Origin of the sequence: Humitalea rosea (assembly GCF_003253705.1) — a bacterium.
GTDB classification, from domain to species: domain Bacteria; phylum Pseudomonadota; class Alphaproteobacteria; order Acetobacterales; family Acetobacteraceae; genus Humitalea; species Humitalea rosea.
On the sequence record NZ_QKYU01000025.1, the window covers coordinates 1 to 18,736 of the forward strand.

General features: G+C 71.4%; 18 protein-coding genes. 10 read left to right on the forward strand and 8 right to left on the reverse strand.

Annotated features, from left to right (window positions below; genetic code table 11):
• Positions 1-146: 146 nt before the first annotated feature.
• A complete protein-coding gene (locus C8P66_RS18600) occupies positions 147-617 on the forward strand; it encodes a nucleoside deaminase (RefSeq protein ID WP_245903668.1) in 471 nt (156 codons plus the stop codon).
• On the opposite strand, the gene C8P66_RS18605 is transcribed toward C8P66_RS18600, so the two are convergent.
• The 3 genes from C8P66_RS18605 to C8P66_RS18615 form a co-directional block, all read right to left on the reverse strand.
• Entirely contained in the window at positions 611-1,108 is a 498-nt protein-coding gene (locus tag C8P66_RS18605) for a cupin domain-containing protein (protein WP_111399793.1), read from the reverse strand. The genes C8P66_RS18600 and C8P66_RS18605 overlap by 7 nt on opposite strands.
• A 2-nt stretch (positions 1,109-1,110) precedes the next feature.
• On the reverse strand, positions 1,111-1,902 hold the full coding sequence (locus C8P66_RS18610) for a hypothetical protein (protein ID WP_111399794.1): 792 nt from the start codon (positions 1,900-1,902) through the stop codon (positions 1,111-1,113).
• A 189-nt stretch (positions 1,903-2,091) separates the two neighbouring features.
• Positions 2,092-3,372, reverse strand: a complete 1,281-nt coding sequence (locus C8P66_RS18615) for a DUF445 domain-containing protein (RefSeq protein ID WP_111399795.1) — start codon at positions 3,370-3,372, stop codon at positions 2,092-2,094.
• Positions 3,373-3,540: 168 nt separating this feature from the next.
• Here C8P66_RS18615 and C8P66_RS18620 point away from each other — a divergent pair, with 168 nt between their 5' ends.
• The 3 genes from C8P66_RS18620 (at position 3,541) to C8P66_RS18630 (ending at position 5,918) form a co-directional block, all read left to right on the forward strand.
• Positions 3,541-4,269 (forward strand): metal ABC transporter ATP-binding protein, encoded by a 729-nt coding sequence (locus C8P66_RS18620; RefSeq protein WP_111399796.1) that lies wholly within the window; start codon positions 3,541-3,543, stop codon positions 4,267-4,269.
• Entirely contained in the window at positions 4,266-5,156 is an 891-nt protein-coding gene (locus C8P66_RS18625; RefSeq protein ID WP_456303649.1) for a metal ABC transporter permease, read from the forward strand. The genes C8P66_RS18620 and C8P66_RS18625 overlap by 4 nt, the downstream gene beginning before the upstream one ends.
• A 168-nt stretch (positions 5,157-5,324) precedes the next feature.
• Positions 5,325-5,918: a hypothetical protein gene (locus tag C8P66_RS18630; RefSeq protein ID WP_111399797.1), complete on the forward strand. Its 594-nt coding sequence runs from the start codon at positions 5,325-5,327 to the stop codon at positions 5,916-5,918.
• Positions 5,919-5,938: 20 nt separating this feature from the next.
• On the opposite strand, the gene chrA is transcribed toward C8P66_RS18630, so the two are convergent.
• On the reverse strand, positions 5,939-7,330 hold the full coding sequence (gene chrA, locus C8P66_RS18635; RefSeq protein WP_111399798.1) for a chromate efflux transporter: 1,392 nt from the start codon (positions 7,328-7,330) through the stop codon (positions 5,939-5,941).
• 294 nt (positions 7,331-7,624) lie between these two features.
• Here chrA and C8P66_RS24495 point away from each other — a divergent pair, with 294 nt between their 5' ends.
• The 6 genes from C8P66_RS24495 to C8P66_RS18665 all read left to right on the forward strand — a co-directional run bounded on the left by C8P66_RS24495 (position 7,625) and on the right by C8P66_RS18665 (position 14,109).
• Complete coding sequence (locus C8P66_RS24495; RefSeq protein WP_281271361.1) at positions 7,625-8,185, forward strand: transglycosylase SLT domain-containing protein; 561 nt, start codon at positions 7,625-7,627, stop codon at positions 8,183-8,185.
• Between the two features lie 130 nt (positions 8,186-8,315).
• Positions 8,316-9,437, forward strand: a complete 1,122-nt coding sequence (locus C8P66_RS18645; RefSeq protein ID WP_111399800.1) for a glycosyl hydrolase family 8 — start codon at positions 8,316-8,318, stop codon at positions 9,435-9,437.
• A 129-nt stretch (positions 9,438-9,566) separates the two neighbouring features.
• On the forward strand, positions 9,567-10,640 hold the full coding sequence (locus tag C8P66_RS18650) for a ligase-associated DNA damage response exonuclease (RefSeq protein ID WP_245903670.1): 1,074 nt from the start codon (positions 9,567-9,569) through the stop codon (positions 10,638-10,640).
• On the forward strand, positions 10,637-12,220 hold the full coding sequence (locus C8P66_RS18655; RefSeq protein WP_111399801.1) for a cisplatin damage response ATP-dependent DNA ligase: 1,584 nt from the start codon (positions 10,637-10,639) through the stop codon (positions 12,218-12,220). The genes C8P66_RS18650 and C8P66_RS18655 overlap by 4 nt, the downstream gene beginning before the upstream one ends.
• 98 nt (positions 12,221-12,318) lie before the next feature.
• Positions 12,319-13,356 carry a Fe(3+) ABC transporter substrate-binding protein gene (locus C8P66_RS18660; protein ID WP_111399802.1) on the forward strand — a complete coding sequence of 346 codons (1,038 nt, stop codon included), beginning with the start codon at positions 12,319-12,321 and terminating at the stop codon, positions 13,354-13,356.
• A 252-nt stretch (positions 13,357-13,608) separates the two neighbouring features.
• A complete protein-coding gene (locus C8P66_RS18665; RefSeq protein WP_146422961.1) occupies positions 13,609-14,109 on the forward strand; it encodes a DUF4189 domain-containing protein in 501 nt (166 codons plus the stop codon).
• A gap of 163 nt (positions 14,110-14,272) precedes the next feature.
• Here C8P66_RS18665 and C8P66_RS18670 read toward each other — a convergent pair whose 3' ends face one another.
• The 4 genes from C8P66_RS18670 to C8P66_RS18685 form a co-directional block, all read right to left on the reverse strand.
• Entirely contained in the window at positions 14,273-15,958 is a 1,686-nt protein-coding gene (locus tag C8P66_RS18670) for an ABC transporter permease (protein WP_111399842.1), read from the reverse strand.
• A 78-nt stretch (positions 15,959-16,036) separates the two neighbouring features.
• Positions 16,037-16,678 (reverse strand): flavin reductase family protein, encoded by a 642-nt coding sequence (locus tag C8P66_RS18675; RefSeq protein ID WP_111399804.1) that lies wholly within the window; start codon positions 16,676-16,678, stop codon positions 16,037-16,039.
• A 101-nt stretch (positions 16,679-16,779) separates the two neighbouring features.
• Positions 16,780-17,745 (reverse strand): 2-hydroxyacid dehydrogenase, encoded by a 966-nt coding sequence (locus C8P66_RS18680; RefSeq protein ID WP_111399805.1) that lies wholly within the window; start codon positions 17,743-17,745, stop codon positions 16,780-16,782.
• Positions 17,746-17,752: 7 nt separating this feature from the next.
• Positions 17,753-18,709, reverse strand: a complete 957-nt coding sequence (locus C8P66_RS18685; protein WP_111399806.1) for a 2-hydroxyacid dehydrogenase — start codon at positions 18,707-18,709, stop codon at positions 17,753-17,755.
• Between the last annotated feature and the right edge of the window lie 27 nt (positions 18,710-18,736).

Sequence of the window (18,736 nt, forward strand, 5' to 3'; positions counted from 1 at the left end):
TCGGGCAGCCACGCCTTGAGGTCCGGAGGCAACAGGAATGCCTGGTCGCGATTGTAGGATACGAAGGTCGCCATAACCGCAGTTTGACAAATCAGAAAGGCAAAGTGAATCCGACAGACTGCTAGGGTGCAACGAAAGGAACCACCATGATCGACGAGACCGCCGCCATGCGCCGTGCCATCGCGCTCTCCTGCCAGGCGGTGGCCGAGGGCGGCGGGCCCTTCGGCGCCGTGGTGGTGCGCGATGGCGTGGTGCTGGGGGAGGGGCGCAACCGCGTGGTGCCCGATGCCGACCCGACCGCCCATGCCGAGGTGGTGGCGATCCGCGCCGCCTGTGCGGTGCTCGGCACGCATGATCTGGCGGGGGCGGTGCTCTATACCTCCTGCGAGCCCTGCCCGATGTGCCTGGGTGCGGCCTGGTGGGCGCGGGTGGCGGCGGTGGTCTTCGGCAATGACCGCGAGGGGGCGGCGGCGATCGGCTTCGACGACGCGGCGATCTATGCGGAGGTGGCGGCGCCGCTCGCGGCCCGGACCTTGCCGATCCGGCGCCTTTTGGCCGAGGAGGCGCGGGCGGGGTTCGACGCCTGGACGGCGAAGGCGGACCGGGTGGCCTACTGACCCGCAGGTTTCGAGCGCCGCCGGATGTCGGCATAGGGCGTGCCGTCGCGGCGGGTATAGATCGCCGGCTGGCCATCGGCCGGCGCCAGCATGTCGATGTCCGAATAGGTGGTGTCATCCGCCGCCACGCGGGTGCCGATTTCCAGCACCGTGGCCTCGGCCCCTGAACGGTTCTGCAGGCAGTGCCCATCGGGATCGCCCGCCTTGAACCCGGCGGCGTCGCCCGGCCGCAGCACCTCCTCGCCCGCGTCGGTGACCAGCGTGACCTCGCCGCTCAGCACATAGACGAACTCGTCGCCCGCGCTGTGCCAATGCCGCTGGCTGGACCAGGCGCCCGGCGGCAGCCGCAGCAGGTTCACCCCGAACTGCGTGAGCCCCGCCACATCGCCGAGCCGGCTGCGCTCCCGCGACAGGCAGGGCGCGTCATAGGGCGGCGGGTAGAGCGTGCCGATGAAGGGCGCCACGGCCGCGCTGTCGATCTTCTTGCTCATCTTCACCCCGGCGCGCGAAACGCCTGCAAGGCTAGCTGCTCCGCCGGCTCCAGCGCCAGCCATGCGAGCTTGTCATCCACCGGAAAGGCCAGCGCCGTGCCCGGTGCCGTCACGCCGAGGATCAGCCCCTGCGCCGGGTCGAGCAGGAAGGGCTTGGCCCGGGGCGAGACCTGCCAGCTTTGGCGCTGCCCGTCGCGGGTCTGCACCACCCAATTGCCCTTGGCGCGGGCCGCCAGACGCAGCGGCACCGGCGAGAGCACCCGCCCGGACAGGCTCCGCACCAGCCGCCGCTGCCGCATCGCGGTCCGCACATAGACGCCGAGGCCGATCAGCGCCGTGACGACCAGCACCCCGGCGATCAGCAGCAGCACCAGGCGGTTCCACAGCCGGTCCATGCCGATGTCGGTGGTCAGGCTGCCCGGCCGGTCCGGGTCGCCGAGCACGGCGCTCACGACATAGGCGCCGGTATGGAAATCGGCGAAAAGGTAGTGCACGTCACGCATCAGCGCGGCGCGGGCCTTGCTGTCCTGCCGGAGCGTGACGTCGCAGTCGTGCAGGATGCCCAGATGCGTCGTGCATCGGCCGGACACCAGACGCGCATCGCCGAGCGGGCGGGCATTGTCGCGGATCTGGAAATCGCTGACCAGATCGGGGCCGATCTGCATCGAGAGCCAGAACAGCGCCCCGAAGGCCAGGAGCGCGCCGAACCCGGCGAGGAGCAGGACGCGCCATAGCCCCAAGGGCTGGCGCAGGGTCAGGGCACGGCGGGGGAAGGCACTGGCGAGATCAGGCACGGAGGGAAGGCTCCACCGCATGGACGTGGCAGCCTCGGCGCCTGCCCCGGGCGCGGCAAGCAACGGTTACGCGAGCAACACGGACCTTAGAGTGTTTTCCGTTCGCTTGCGCTCACTTCAACTGCTCTAGTCTGTTGTTTTGTCACATTTTCCGAGTCGTGAGGCGAGTCCGCCTGACGTGAAAATGCTCTAATGCGCCACATAGCCGAAGGCCGCCGTCAGCGCCGCATACAGCACCCCGCCCGCCAGGAAGCCGACCAGCGTGCCGTTGATCCGCACATATTGCAGGTCCCGGCCCACCCGCAGCTCGATCTTGTCGGTCACCGTCTCGGTGTCCCAGCCCTCGACCACGCCGCCGATGAAATCGGCGAGCCGCGTCTGCGCCGAGGGCAGCAGCGCGACCAGCACCCGCTCCACCGCGAGGTTGAACCGCTCCCGCGCCGCCGGGTCCTCCGACAGCAGGGTGCCGGCATTGGCCATGACCCCGGCCAGCAGCGACACCGTGCGCCCATCCGGCCGTGCCGCGTCGGTGGCGAGCCCGGCGCGCAGCCGGTCCCAGACATCCATCAGCCAGGTCTCGACCGAGGGATGCGCCAGCGCGTCGCGCATCACCCGCGCGAGGGCCGCGGCGCGTTCGGGGTCGCTCTCCAGCCGGTCGATCTCGCGCGCGACCCATTCGGCGAAGGCGGCGCGCAGCTCGCTGTCCTCGGGCTCGACCTTGTCCAGCTCGGCGTTCAGCGCGGCCAGGATGCGCCGCGCGACCGTGGCCCCCGCGAGCCAGCCGACCACGGCCCCACCCTCGGCGCGGACCCTGCCGGCGATGGCCTCGCGCAGCGCATCCTCGCGCGCCACCAGCAGCGCCTTGAGCTGGGCCACGGCCAGGCCGAACACCTCCTGGTGCCGCCCGCCCGAGATCAGCGCCCGCAGCACCCGCGCCACCAGGCGGGCGGCGGCCGGCCCCGTGACCATGCGCGGCAGCAGCCGGGTCAGGAAGCGCCGCGCCCGCCCGTCCGAGATGGTTTGCAGGATGCGCGGCAGCATCCCCGACAGCGCCCGCGCCGTCTGGCGCGAGGTCTCGGGATCGGCCAGGAAGCGTTGCAGGATGGCGGCGGGGTCGAGCCGGGCGAGGATGCCGCGCACCTCGCTCTCGACGAAGACATGGTTGGCGACGAAGCGGCCGAGCCCCTTGCCCAGCCGCGCCTTCTGCGTGGGGATGATCGCGGTATGCGGGATCGGCAGGCCGAGCGGGCGGCGGAACAGCGCCGTCACCGCGAACCAGTCGGCGAGCCCGCCGACCAGCCCAGCCTTGGTCGCCGCCTGCGCCAGATCGGCCCAGTAGCCGGACGGCAGCGCATAGGCGCCGAGCATCGCGGCCCCCATCGCGAGCAACAGCCCGGTGGCGAAACGGCGATGGCGGGAAAGGCCGCGGCGCAGCGCCGCATCGGGATCGGGTAAGGGGCTGCCCTGCATGGGACGCGACCCTACCGGGACAGGTCGTTCTTGCCCATGGCCGAGCGTATGTTATGTTGTATCGATGATCGATCCTCTCGCCCTGTCCGCTTCCGCGGGCGCCCGCCTGCTCCTGGCCGCCGTGGTGCTGGCCGGGCTGGGTGGGCTCGTGCTCTGGGCCATGGCGATATGATCGGCGCGGTCCGCCTGCGCGATCTGGTGGTCGCGCATGGGCAGCGGCCGGCCGTGCATCATCTGTCGGGCGAATTCGCCCCGGGCTCGATGACGGCGGTGGTCGGCCCCAATGGCGCCGGCAAATCCAGCCTGCTGCGGGCCATCGCCGGGCTGCATGCGCCAAGCCATGGCGGGATCGAGACGTCAGGGGCCATAGCCCTGCTTCCTCAGGCGGCGGCGATCGATCGCGCCTTCCCGATCTCCTGCCTCGATGTGGTGATGCTCGGGCTCTGGGCCGAATGCGGCGCCTTCCGGGCCGTGGGGCGCGCCGGGCGGGCGCGGGCGGTCGCGGCGCTGGCCTCGGTCGGGCTGGATGGCTTTGCGGGGCGGCCGGTCGGCAGCCTCTCGGCCGGGCAGTTGCAGCGGGTGCTGTTCGCGCGGCTGCTGGTGCAGGACGCGCCGGTGATCCTGCTGGACGAGCCCTTCAATGCCGTCGATGCCGCCACCACCGCCGATCTGCTGCGCCAGCTTGAGCTTTGGCATGGGCAGGGGCGCACCATCGTCGCGGTGCTGCACGACCTCGACCTGGTGCGCGCGCATTTCCCGCAGACCCTGCTGCTGGCGCGCGAGCCGATCGCCTGGGGGGCCACGGCCGATGTGCTGACCGCCGCCAATCGCCTGCGCGCCCGCGGCATGTCCGAGGGCTGGGACGCCGAGGCCGAGGCCTGCCGGCAGGCGGCGTGATCGGCGACGACGCCGGCGCGCTCGGCCTCCTTTGGGGACCCTTCGCCGAATTCGGTTTCATGCGCCGGGCTTTGGTCGGCTGCATCGCGCTGGCGCTCTCCGGGCCGGCGCTGGGCGTCTTCCTGGTGCTGCGGCGGATGTCGCTGACCGCCGATGTGATCGCGCATGGCATGCTGCCCGGGGTCGCCATCGGCTTCCTGGTCGGCGGGCTGTCGGTCACGGCGATGTCCTTCGGCGGGCTGGTCGCGGGGCTGGTGGTGGTGGTGGGCGCCGGCGCCCTGTCGCGCGCGACCGGGGGGCGGGAGGATTCCACCTTGGCCGGGCTGTATCTCGTGGCGCTGGCGCTGGGCGTGGCCATCGTCTCCACCGCCGGCGGGGCGGTCGATCTGACCCGGCTGCTGTTCGGCAGCGTGCTCGGGGTGGATGATCCGGCGCTGCTGCTGATGGCGGGGACCGCGGCGGTGACGCTGGCCTGGCTCGCGCTGGCCTGGCGGCCGCTGGTGCTGGAATGCTTCGATCCCGGCCATGCGGCGGCGACCGGGGCCCGGGGCGGGCTCTGGCACCTGAGCTTCCTCGGGCTGCTGACCCTGAATGTGATCGCCGCGGCCCAGGCCATGGGCACGCTGATGGCGGTCGGACTGATGATGCTGCCGGCGGCGGCGGCGCGGTTCTGGGCGCGCAGCGTGGGTGGCATGGTCTATGCGGCGGTGGGCTTTGCCATCGCGGCGGCGGTGGCGGGGCTGTTGCTGTCCTTCCATGCCGATCTGCCCTCGGGCTCGGCGATCGTGCTCTGCGCGGGCGGGATCTGGGCGGTGTCCATGCTGCTGGGCACGGTGGACGGGCTGTTGCCGAAGCTCCTGGCGCGGCGGCGCCATCTCACCGGCTGAAACGATGCGCGACCGGATGAAACTGTCCACGCCCGCGCGGCGTTTTTCTCTTCGATAGGGGTTTCACGCGGAGGGTCCCCCTCCGCGCGCCCCTCACCTCACGCAAGCCGCGCCAACCCGGGCCGTTTTTGCCCAAGGCCGCGCGGCCGCGCCGAATGGAGTCTCCGCATGTCTCAGGATGATCGCACCGGTCCGCCCGCCCCATCGCACCGTCGCGCCCTGCTGGCGGCGGCCTTCGGTGTGCTGGTGGCCGGCCCCGCCTTCGCGCAGGGCAATGGCCGCGGCAATGGGGGTGGCAATGGGGGCGGCAATGGAGGCGGTGGGCCGCCCGGCCACGGCGATGGCGGCGATCGCGGCGGCGACCGTGGCGGCGACCAAGGGGGTGATCGTGGCGGGAACCGTGGGGGTCCCGGCCGTGACGACCGGCGCGGCAATGGCCCGGGCCCGGAGCCCCGCCCGCAGCAGCGGCATGTCGACCGGCGTCCCAATTTCCGGGATGATGATGGCGATCGGGTCCGCGACTGGCGGCGCGACAACCATGGCTGGGAGCCGGAACGCCTGCCGCCCGGCCGCAGCTACTCCTTCGAGCGCGGGCGGTATTTCCCCCGTGGCGCGCCGCGCCGGCCGCTGCCGCCGGGGCTGGCGCGGCGGCTGCCGCATTATCCGGGCTACACCTATTACGCGGTTGGCCCCGACATCGTGCTGGTCGCGATCGCGACCGGGATCGTGGCGAGCGTGCTGCTCGGCGCCCTCTACCAGTAAAGCTCTCGGGCGGGCGGTGGCTATCCGGCCACCGCCCGCAGCGCCAGCCCCGCCAGGGCGGTCAGCCCCAGCGTCTTGCCGACGCCGAGGCGCAGCCCGAACAGCAGCACCGCCGAAAGCAGCGCCAGCCCCGCCGCCGCAGGATCCAGGCTGCCGAGACGCGGCACATCCATCGCGAACGGCCCGAGCGGGATCGCCACGACTTCGGCGAACAGCGCCCGCAGCCCGAACCACAGCGCCAGATTGGCGATCACCCCCACCACCGCCGCCGTGACCCCGCCGAGGGCCGCGGCGAGCCGTGGCCGGTCGCGCAGCCGCTCGATCAGCGGCGCGCAGAGGAAGATCCAGGCGAAGCAGGGCAGGAAGGTCACCCAAAGCGTCAGCGCCGCCCCCGCGACCGCCCAGCCGAACCCGCCCCCGGCATGCCCCGCGAGGAAGCCCACGAATTGCAGCACCAGGATCAGCGGCCCCGGCGTGGTCTCGGCGAGGCCGAGGCCGGACAGCATCTGCCCCGCGCTCAGCCAGTGGTAATGCTCCACCGCCTCCTGCGCGACATAGGCGAGCACCGCATAGGCGCCGCCGAAGGTCACCACGGCCATCTTGGAGAAGAACCAGGCGATATCCCCGAACACGCCGGGATCGCCGGCAAGGCGCGGATGGCTCGCGGCCTGGCCCCAGAGCAGCCCGTCCGGCAGCAGCAGCGCCACCGGCCAGAGCCAGAGCACCAGCGCCACCAGCCCCGCCCGCCGCGCCCAGGGCGCCATGCGGGCAAGCCGCCCCGGGTCGGCGGCGATCACCGCATCCAGCAGGGCCGGCGCGCCGGGCGAGGCCTTGCCATGGCCGCCACCGCCGAAGTGCCGCGGCAGCGCGGCACCCACCGCCGCCGCCCCCAGCACCACCAGCGGGAAGGGCAGCCGCAGCACCGCCAGGCTCAGGAAGGCCGTCAGCGCCAGCGCCCAGGCGAGGCGGCCGTGCAGCGCCCGCCGGGCGATGCGCAGCAAGGCCTCCACCACCAGCACCAGCACGGCGCATTTGAGGCCGAAGAACAGCGCCGCCACCAGCGGCACGCCGCCGAAGGCGACATAGATGCCCGAGAGCGCCAGCATCACCGCCGCCCCGGGCAGGATGAACAGCAGCCCGGCCGCGAGCCCGCCGCGCACCCCATGCAGCAGCCAGCCGAGGTAGGTCGCAAGCTGCTGCGCCTCCGGCCCCGGCAGCAGCATGCAAAGGTTCAGGGCCTGGAGGAAGCGCGCCTCCGAGATCCAGCGGCGCTCCTCCACCACCTCCCGATGCATCAGCGCGATCTGTGCCGCCGGCCCGCCGAAGGAGAGGCAGCCGATCCGCGCCCAGACCCCGACGGCCTCGCGCAGGCTGGGCAGGGGGGTGTCACGCGCCGAAAGAGGCCGATTCATCAAGTGTTTACCTTAGCTGCGGCGTCAGGCGGGAGCAGCCCGCCAGGGGATGGCGGGGCGGCCCGGATGGCAAAAGGCTTGCATGCTCCGGGCCCACCCTGCTAGCCGATCCCTATGATTACCGCGACCCGCCCGTCAGCGCCTTGGCGCTGGCGACGTCCCGCGGCGATCCCGTCCTTGCGCGGTCGGTTTGAGACTGGTTCGGTTCGCCGGCCCTCTCGCCCGCAAGGCGCCCATCGGCTTCGGCCGGTGCTCGGGTTCGTCATCCTGGCCTGTCTCGCCTCTGTGGCCCCCGTGGCTGCCCAAGGCGCCGACAGTCCTTCACTCTCGCCTCGCGCCAGGTGCCTGCAGGCGGCCCGCGCGGCCGAGGCGCGTCATGGCCTGCCCGAAGGTCTCCTGGTCGCCGTGGCCCTCGCGGAATCCGGGCTGCATGCCTATGCGCTGAACATCGGCGGGCGGTCACACTTCGCGCCGGATGCGGCGACCGCTCATCGCCTGGTCGCCTCCGCCCCGGCGCAGGCCAGTATCATGGCGGGCTGCGTGCAGGTGAATGCCCGCGTGCACGCGCCCCGGTCGGACTGGCCGCTCGACCCCGTCCGCGCCACCAACTGGGCGGCGGAGCATTTGCGCGACTATTACAACCGCAGCGGCGACTGGGCCGAGGCGATCCGCCGCTGGAACGGCGGCAGCACCAGCACCGCGAATCGGTTGGTGTGCCGGGTGCGGGCTAAACTCCAGGTTGTAAGCCCGGGGGCGATCTTCCTCAATGGGCCGGCCTGCGGGCAGGCGGAAACCAACCGCGTTGCACGCAATGGCGTCGCTTTGCTGGAGGTCGCGGAGGCGGAGGCCCGCTAATCCGTTGAATTCATAGAAATTCTGGCGTCTCGTGTTTTCGTGAACGGTTTACCCGTCGTTAATTAGTGACCATGACGACAACCCTAGGTAGTAAGTGTGTTGAAACACACACGCGAAGGGGTTTGCCGTCATGCTCAGCACACGCCTTCCGGTCGCCGCGGTTCAGACCGATCGCCGGGCCGTCCTGGCCGGCCTCGCCGCCGGTGGTGCCGCCGCCCTCTTCTCCCGCCCCGCCCATGCCGATGCCGCCGACAGCAGCTTCCGCCAGGAATGGGCCGCCTTCCGCAGCCGTTTCTACATGCCGGAAGGGCGCATCGCCGATAATTTCCAGAACGGCGCCTCGCATTCCGAGGGGCAGGGCTATGCCATGCTGCTCGCCGAAGCGGCGGGCGATACCCAGTCCTTCGACCAGCTGGTGACCTGGACCCGCGGCAACATGCGCCGCCCCGGCGACAACCTGACCCCCTGGCGCTGGCGCCCGGGCGCGGCCGCGCCGGTCGAGGATTTCAACAACGCCTCGGACGGCGACATCCTGATCGGCTGGGCGCTTGCCCGCGCCGGCCGTTCGATGGGCCGTCCCGACTACCGCCGCCTCGCCAGCGATATCGCGCGTGACGTGCTGCGCATCTGCGTCCATCGCGTCGGCGACCAGACCCTGCTGCGCCCCGGTGGCTGGGGCTTCGACCGCCCCGATCATGTGGTGGTCAACCCGTCCTATCTGCTCTTCGCCGCCCTGCCGGAAATGAACCAGGTGGCGCCGGACCCGGCCTGGGAGCGGCTGTCCCACGATGGCCGCGCGCTGCTGCGCGCCGCCCGCTTCGGCCAGTGGGGCCTGCCGCCCGATTGGCTGCGGGTGCCCCGCGGCATCGGCCGCGCCAGCCCGGCGGTCGGCTGGGAGCCGCGCTTCGGCTTCGATGCCGTCCGGGTGCCCCTGAACATGGTCTGGGCCGGCATGTGGGACGAGCCGGCCGTGGATGGCGCCGCCGCCTTCTGGTCCGACCCTTCGGTCGCGGTCCCGCCGGCCTGGACCAACCTCACCTCCGGCGGTGTCGCCCCCTATGCGGCCCCCGCCGGGATGCGGGCCGTGGCGCGGATCACGGTCGCGGCGCGGATCGGCTCCACCGGCACCATGACGCTGCCGCAGGTGTCCGAGGCGACCGACTACTACAGCGCGGTGCTGACGATGCTGGCCCGCCTGGCCTGGCGCGATGCCCAGCGCAACCGCCCGCTGGTGGTCGCCTCCGCCGGCTGATCGCTTCTGCCTGGGAGAAGGATCGAGGGGCGCTGCCTCTCAAGGAGGGCGAACAGCCCTCCCGCTGCTTCCGTCGCCGTGATGCGGCGGGGTTGATTGCGGCTCCGCCGCGGCCACCTCTCAGGGCGCATGACCAGCCCCCATCCCGATACCTGGATGCGCGTCACCCCCAAGGGCCTCTTCTGCGAGCCCGCGGGTGTCTACATCGACCCTTCGCGGGCGGTGGACCGCGCCATCATCAGCCACGGCCATTCCGACCACGCCCGCCCCGGCCACCGCGCCGTGCTGGCGACGGCCGAGACGCTGGCCATCATGCGCGCCCGCATGGGGGCCGACCGCGCGGGCGGGAGCCAGCAGGCGATGGCCCTGGGCGCGCCCCTCGACATCAACGGCGTCACCATCCGGCTGGTGCCGGCCGGGCATGTGCTGGGCTCGGCCCAGGTGGTGCTGGAGTGGCGCGGCAGCCGCATCGTCGTCTCGGGCGATTACAAGCGGGCGGCGGACCCGACCTGCGCGGGCTTCGAGCCGGTGCCCTGCGATGTCTTCGTCACCGAGGCGACCTTCGCGCTTCCCGTCTTCCGCCATCCGCCGGCGGCGGGCGAGATCCAGCGCCTGCTCGCCAGCATCCGCCTCTTCCCCGAGCGCTGCCATGTCATCGGCGTCTATGCCTTGGGCAAGGCGCAGCGGCTGATCGCCCTGCTGCGCCAGGCGGGGTGGGAGCGGCCGATCTATCTGCATGGCGCGCTGATCGCGCTCTGCGAGCTGTATGAATCCCTCGGCGTGCCGCTCGGCCCGCTGCTGCCGGTGCCGCCGCTGCAAAAACGCGGCAAGGCCGAGGCGGGGCTGGCGGGGGAGATCGTGCTGGCACCGCCCTCGGCCGATTCCACGCCCTGGTCCCGGCGCCTCGCCGATCCGGTGAGCTGCGCCGCCTCCGGCTGGCTGCGGGTGCGGCAACGGGCGAAGATGCGCGGGATCGAGCTGCCGCTGGTGATCTCCGACCACGCCGATTGGGACGAGCTTCTGGCCACCGCCTCGGACGTGCAGGCGCCCGAGGTCTGGATCACCCATGGGCGGGAGGATGCGCTGGCCTATGCGCTCGGCACGCGCGGCATCCGCGCGCGCGCCCTGCATCTGGTCGGGCGCGGCGAGGATGAGGACGAGGCCCTGCCCGAGGCCGCCCCGGAGCCGGCCCCCGCCGCATGAGCGGCAGCCTCGCCGCCTTCGCCGATCTGCTGGAACGGCTGCTCTTCACCCAGGGGCGCAATGCCAAGCTCGCCTTGCTGCGGGACTGGTTCGCGAGCCAGCCCGACCCCGATCGCGGCATTGGCCTCGCCGCCATCACCGGGGACCTCGGCTTCGCGACGGCCAAGCCCGCGATGATCCGCGCCCTGGTCGCGGAACGGACCGACCCGATGCTGTTCGACCTCTCCTACGACTATGTCGGGGATCTGGCCGAGACCGTCGCCTTGCTCTGGCCCGCGCCCGAACACCCCGAGCCGCCGCCGGGCCTCGCCGATGTCGTCGCGGCACTGGAACTGGCGCCGCGCGCCTCGGTGCCGGCGATGCTCGCGGATTGGCTGGACCGGCTGGATGTCTCCGGGCGGCTCGCGCTGGTCAAGCTGGTCACCGGGGGGTTGCGGGTCGGCGCCTCGGGCGGGCTCGCCCGCATGGCGCTGGCCGAATGGTCCGGCCGCCCGGTGGAGGAGGTCGAGGAAGCCTGGCACGCCTGCCTGCCGCCCTATCTGCCGCTGTTCGACTGGCTGGAGGGCAGGGGGCCGCGCCCCGATGCCGCCGGTGCCCCGGTGTTCCGCCCGCTGATGCTGGCGCATCCGCTGGAGGAGGCGGATCTGGCCGCGATCGCGCCCGAGACCCATCGCGCCGAATGGAAATGGGACGGCATCCGGGTCCAGGCCTGCGCCGGGCCGTCCGGGCGCCGGCTCTGGTCCCGCAGCGGCGAGGACCTCTCCGCCGCCTTCCCCGAGATCGTCGCGGCGATGGAGTTTTCGGGCGTGGTGGATGGCGAGTTGCTGGTGCTGCGCGACGGGGTGGTGGCGCCCTTCGGCGATCTGCAGCAGCGGCTGAACCGCAAGATCGTGACACCCCGGATGCAGAAGGAGTTCCCCGCGGCGGTGCGGCTCTACGACATCCTCTTCGATGGCGCGGAGGATCTGCGCCCGCTGCCCTTCGATGCCCGCCGCGCCCGGCTGGAGGGTTTTTTGGCCACCCATGCGCCTGCGCGCTTCGACCTCTCGCCTCTGGTCCCCTTCGCCGAGGTCGAGGAGCTTGCCGTCCGCCGCGCCACCGCGCGGGCCGAGGCGATCGAGGGGCTGATGCTGAAGCGCGCCGACAGCGCCTATGTCGCCGGCCGGGTGAAGGGGCTGTGGTGGAAGTGGAAGCGCGCGCCGCTCAGCGTCGATTGCGTGCTGATGTATGCCCAGCGCGGGCATGGCAAACGCTCCTCCTACTACAGCGACTACACCTTCGGCCTGTGGCGGGGGGAGGAGTTGGTGCCGGTCGGCAAGGCCTATTCCGGCTTCACGGATGTGGAACTGGTCTGGCTCGACCGCTGGGTGCGCGCCCATACCACCGCCCGCTTCGGCCCGGTGCGGGAGGTGGAGAAGGCGCTGGTGCTGGAGGTCGTCTTCGACGCGGCGCAGCCGAGCTCTCGGCACCGCTCGGGGCTGGCCATGCGCTTCCCCCGCATCGCCCGCATCCGCGCCGACAAGCCGGCGGCCGAGGCCGACCGGCTGGAGGTGCTGGCCGCCATGGTCGGGAAGGGCTGAGACCTTCGGTAACAGTTGCGAGTTAGTCGCAACTGGAGTAGAGCCGGGCCAGAACAAAGCCGGCCAGAACAAAGCCGGCCAGAACAAAGGAAGTCGCCATGAGCCCCCAGATCTCCCGACGCCCGCTGCTGCTCGCGGGCCTTGCCGCCGGTCTTGCCGCGCCCAGGCTGGTCCGCGCCTCGGATGGCGTGGTGAACCTCTATTCCTCCCGGCATTATGACACCGACCGGGCGCTGTACGACGGCTTCACCACCGAAAGCGGCGTCCGCGTCCGGCTGATCGAGGGCGATGCCGACCAGTTGATCGAACGCATCCGCAATGAGGGCGCGAACAGCCCGGCCGATGTGCTGATCACCGTCGATGGCGCGCGCCTCGCCCGCGCGCAGGAGGCGGGGGTGCTGGCCCCGACCCGCAGCGCGCTGCTCGAAGCCCGGGTGCCGGAAAACCTGCGCGACCCGCAGGGGCATTGGTACGGCGTGTCCCGCCGCGCCCGCGTCATCATGTACGACAAGCAGAAGGGCGCCCCCGCCGGCCTCACCCGCTACGAGGATCTGGCCAAGCCCGAGTACCACGGCCAGATCCTGATCCGCGCCGCGAACCACCCCTACAACCTCTCCCTGGTCGGCAGCCTGATCGCGGCCAATGGCGCCGAGGCGACCGAGATCTGGGCGCGTGGCGTCGTCGCCAACATGGCCCGGCCGCCGCAGGGCGGCGATACGCCGCAGTTCACCACCGTGGCGGCGGGGCAGGGCTCCATCGCCATCGCGAACACCTATTACCTCGCCCGGTACGGTGCGTCCTCGGTCGCGTCGGAGAAGGCGGTCTATGACCGGATCGGCGTGATCTTCCCCAACCAGGCCGATCGCGGCACGCATGTGAACGTCTCCGGCGCCGGGGTGGTGACGACGGCGCCGAACAAGGCAACGGCGCTGGCCTTCATCGAATATCTGACCGGCGAGCGGGCGCAGGAGCTCTTCGCCAACGGCAATTTCGAATATCCGGTGGTCGCGGATGTGGCGCCGCATCCGGCGCTGGCCGCCTTCGGCACCTTCAAGGCCGATGCGTTGAACGCCGCCCGCTACGGCGCCTTGGCCGGCGAGGCGCTGCGGATCATGCAGCGCGCCGGCTGGCGCTGAGCGCCGGGCGGTGTTGTTCGCGATGACGAAGCAATACTGTCGCATTACTGGCTGATCTTGCGGCGCCGGCTTGGTTCATGGCATGGGTCGGGCCTTCCTGCTTAGGTCTGACCCTTGCGATTTCTGGCATTCTTGGTCTGCGGCGGTTTGGCAGCGTTTCTGGTTCCGGCCGGGGCGCAATCCTATGATGGTCCGCAGTGCCGCCAGGACTGTAGCGCCGGCGCCGGCGAGCGATCCGGTCAGACCCGTGCGGTGCAGTCCTGCCTTGCGCGCTGCGCCGTTCGCCAGGGTGTGGTGCGGCAGCAGCAGGAAGACGCCCGCAGCCGCCCGCGCGGCCGCGCCCCGGCACCGCCGCCGGTGCCGGTCGCAGCACCCCCGCCGGGGCCGATGCGCTATTACGGCACCATCTATACCGCCGCCCCCCCGGGCACCGGCGTCGGCATCACCGTGGGCCAGGCGGACCGCATGCTGGCCCATCGCACCGCAGAGAATGACTGCATGAACCGCGGCGGCGCGCCCTGCCGCCTGGTCAGCGAATTCACCTTCGCCTGCGCCGCGGTTGCCCATGGCGTCCGGCAGTCGCCGGGCACGGCGATCATGACCTCCGATCCCAGCACCTTCCGGCTGCATGTCGTCGGCCATGGGATGGCCAATACCCGGGCCGATGCCGAATATGATGCCATGAGCGACTGCAACCGCCGCGACCGCGGCCTGACCTGCGGCATCGTGCGCAGCGAGTGCTCGGGGCGCTGACTGGCAAGGATCGAGGGGCTTTTCGCCCCTCGATTCCCCCAGCAGAAACAAGGTGTTCTGCACTTCCCCTTAATAGATTGAACTTACTTATAAAAAGGGAAGGTCCAGGAAACCCGGTTTCCTGGTGGGAGGGTATGGGAGGGCAAAGCCCTCCCCATAACGCTCAGCGCCGCCGCATGCTCCGCACGATCACCAGCACCGGCAGCAGCCCGATGGCGACGATCAGCAAGGCGGCGGTCGAGGCCTCGGTCAGCCGCTCATCCGCCGCGAGGTTGTGGACCCGCACCGCCAGGGTATCGAGGTCGAAGGGCCGCACGATCAGGGTCGCCGGCAGCTCCTTCATGGTATCGACGAAGACCAGCAGCGCCGCGGTCAGCAGCGCGCCGCGCGCCAGCGGCACCTCGATCCGCACCACCGCTTCCGCCGGCCCCGCGCCCAAGGTGCGGGCGGCGGCGGCCAGGCTCGGCCTGACGCGGGACAGCCCGGCCTCGGTCGCCTGCAAGGCGACGGCCAGGAAGCGCACGAGATAGCCGAAGATCAGCGCCACCATCGTCCCCGACAGCAGCAGCCCGGTGGAGACGCCGAACTGCGCGCGGAAAAACCCGTCCAGCGCATTGTCGAAGATGCCGAAGGGCACCAGCGTCCCAACCGCGATCACCGAGCCCGGCACCGCATAGCCCAGCATCGCCAGGCGCCGGGTAATGGTCGCGAGCCCCGAGGGATGCTGCCGCCCGCCCCAGGCCAGCAGGGCCGCCAGCCCCACCGCCAGCACGGCGGTGATGGAGGCCAGCGTCACGCTGTTGATCGCATAGGGCAGGAAGCGGTGGGCGGCGAGCGGATCGCCCACGGTCGCCGCCGCCACCGCGAGCCAGCCGGCCGGGACCAGGAAGCCGATCACCACCGGCATGGCGCAGAGCAGGCTCGCCGCCCAGGCCTTGATCCCATGCAGCCGCACCTGGCGCAGCGGCGGCTGGCGCGTGCTCATCGGGTGGAAGCGCCGCCCGCCGCGCGAGACCATCTCCAGCACCAGCAGCACCGCCACCACCACCATCAGGCAGGCGGCGAGGCGGGAGGCGGCGCCGCGATCGGCCATGCCGAACCAAGCCTCATAGATGCCGGTGGTGAAGGTCGGCACCGCGAAATGCTCCACCGTGCCGAAGTCCGAGAGCGTCTCCATCAGCGCCAGCGCCGTGCCCCCGGCCAGGGCCGGCCGCGCCAGCGGCAGCGCCACATGCAGGAAGGTGCGGGGCAGGGACTGGCCAAGGGTGCGCGAGGCCTCGATCAGGCAGACCGACTGCTGCATGAAGGCGTTGCGCGCCAGCAGATACACATAAGGATAGAGCACCATCGCCATGACCACGGCCGCCCCCGGCAGGCTGCGGATCTCGGGGAACCAGTACTGGCCGAAGCCGAGGCCGGTCGCCGAGCGAAGTGCTGTCTGCACCGGCCCGGAGATGTCCATGATCTCGGTATAGACATAGCCGCAGACATAGGCCGGCATCGCCAGCGGCAGCAGCAGCGCGACCTCCAGCAGGCGCGAGCCGGGGAAGCGGCAGGCGGTGACCAGCCAGGCCGTGGTCGCCCCCGCCGTCACCGTCATCAGCCCGACCAGCAGCACCAGCATGCCGGAATTGGCGAGGTAGGTCGGCAAGGTCACATGCACGATATGCGACCAGGCGGTGCCGGAATCGGCGGCCATGGCCGAGGCCAGCACGGCGATCAGCGGGGCCGCGACCAGGGCCGCGACCGGCACGCCGAGCCGGGCCCAGAGCGGCACGCGCCGGGCCGGCGGGGCGGGCCCGGGGTCCGGCGTCAGGAGCGGGGGCGCGAGGAGGAGGCTTGAGGACATGGGCGCCGTGTTGCGATGCATTCGCAGTCCCTATGGCACCATCCGGGGCCTGGGGCGAGTGACCGGGCTGGGCTGGCCTCAGCTTTCCTCTTCGGCCTTGCGCTTGGCCCATTCCGCCGGGGTCATGCGCGGGATCTCCAGCCGGTCGGTGGTGCGGGCATACCAGCCGCGGCCGTGCATGCGCCCGACCAGCCCGAGCTTGGGCGAGTCGATGTAATGCTTCACCGGGTCCAGCACGCAGTCGTCGCGCACATGCATCGCGAGGATCCGCCCCAGCACCAGCATGTTCTTGCCGAGAGGGACCAGTTGGAAGCGTTCGCATTCCATCGCGACCGGGCTTTCGGCGATGCGCGGCGGGCGGATCTTGGTCGAGGGCGCCGCGGTCAGCCCCGCCTCGGCCAGCTCATCCACCTCGGGGCCGAATTCAGTGGCGGTGACGTTCATCTGCAAGGCGCGCTCTTCCGGCACCAGGCAGACGGTGAACTGGCCGGTCGCCTCGATATTGGCCAGCGTGTCCTTGTGGACGCCGTTGCGATGGCCGCAGCCGATGCCGATGATCGGCGGATCGCCGGAAAACCCGTTGAAGAAGGAATAGGGGGCCGCGTTCAGCACCCCGGCGCGGTCCTCGGTCACCACCCAGGCGATCGGGCGGGGCACGATGGTCGAGACCATGAGCTTGTAGCACTCGGTGCCCGGCAGCGTTTCAAAGTCGAAGATCATCTCAAGGGGCATCCTGGAGCAGGGGTCGGCCTGGCACGGATCGTCAGGCGGCTGGGGCGATGAAGCTGCCCCAGCCGCGAAATGTCCAGAGCGATGCGGGGTCAGACCACCCGGTTCGGGACGGCTTCCCCCCGCAGCAGCAGCGCATCGAGGTTGTCCAGCGCCAGGAACCCCATGGCATCCCGCGTCTCGATGGTCGCCGAGCCGAGATGCGGCAGCAGCGACACATTGGGGGCGCCGAGGTAGCCCGGGTGGATCTTCGGCTCGCCGTCGAACACATCCAGCCCGGCGGCGCGGATATGGCCCGAGCCCAGTGCCGCGCAGAGCGCCACATCATCCACCGTGCTGCCGCGCCCGGTGTTCACGACGATGCTGCCCGGCCGCATCCGGCCGATCCGCTCCGCGTTCAGCCAGTGCCGGGTCGCGGCACCGCCCGGGATATGCATCGACAGGATGTCGATGGCGCCGAGGAAGGCATCATCCTCGCCGTGGAAGACGGCGCCCTGCTCCAGCTCCGGGGTGAGGCGGGAGCGGTTGCGGTAGTGGATCTGCATGCCGAAGCCGCGCGCCATCTGCGCCAGTTCCCGCCCGATCCGCCCCATGCCCAGGATGCCGAGGCGCTTGCCCTCCAGCGTCACGCCCATCAGCTGGGTCGGCGCCCAGCCGGCCCAGGCGCGGGCGCGGATCAGGGCCTCGGCCTCCGAGGCACGGCGGGCGGCCATCATCACCAGCAGCATGGCGATCTCGGCGGTCGCGACGCTCAGCACGTCCGGGGTATTGGCGATGGCGATGCCGCGCGCCTTCGCCGCATCCAGGGCGATATGGTCGGTGCCGACGCTGAAGGTCGCGATGATCTTCACCGTAGCCGGCAGGGCCTGGATGGTCCCGGCATCCAGCGGATCGCCGGCGGCGCAGAGGAGGCCCGCCGCCCCCTCGGCGGCCGCGACCAGGCTGTCGCGGGTCCAGGGCACGTCATAGGGGTTGAGTGCCGCCGCGTAGTCGCGGGCGGCGCGGGCCTCCACGGCCTCGGGCAGATGGCGGGTGACGAGCAGCTTGGGCCTGGTCATGCGCGGTTCAGCTCCAGAGGGGGTCGATGGCGGGCTGGCCGGCGAGCACGGCCGCGATATTGTCGAGCGCGCGGAAGCCCATGGCATCCCGCGTCTCGATGGTGCCGGAGGCGGTATGCGGGGTCAGGATCGCATTGGGCACGTCGATCCAGCGCGCATCGAAGCGCGGTTCGGTGGCGAAGACGTCCAGCCCCGCCGCGAAGACCTTGCCGCTGGCCAGGGCCGCCATCAGCGCCGCCTCATCCACCACCCCGCCGCGGGAGGCGTTCACCACCACCGCGCGGGGCGGCAGCAGGGCGAGGGCGGCGGCGTCGATCATGTTCGTCGTCTGTGGCGTCAGCGGCACATGCAGGGTGAGGAAGTCGCAAAGCGGCAGCATCTCGGCCAGCGTCGGCACGAACAGCGCCTCCTCGCCGGCGATGCGGGTGAGATCGGTATAGATGACGTTCATGTCGAAGCCGCGCGCCCGGCGCGCCATCGCCCGCCCGATCCGGCCCATGCCGACGATGCCGAGCGTCTTGCCCCAGACCCGCACCCCGAGCCCGTCGCCCATGCCGCGCGGCACCCAGGCGTCGTTGCGCATCAGCCGCTCGTTCTCGCCCAGGCGCCGGGCGGCGGCGAGCAGCAAGGTGAAGGCCATGTCGGCGGTGCAGCCCGTCAGCACTTCGGGCGTGTTGGTCACCACGAGGCCGCGTGCGCGGGCCGCCGCGAGGTCCACATGGTCGAACCCGACCGAGGCGGTGGCCGCGACCTTCACCGAGGGCGGCAAGGCCGCGATGGTCTCGGCAGTCAGCCGGAAGCCGGAGGAGAACAGCAGCGCATCGGCCTTGTGCTCGGCCATCAGCGCCAGCGCCTCGGGCAGGGTCGGGTCGCGGGCATCGTCCAGCACCGCGTCGAACTCGCTGCGTACCCGGGCTGCGACATTGGGCGGCAGGCGCCGCACACAGACCAGCTTATGCTTCATGGACCGGCTTTCCCCTTGTTTGGACCC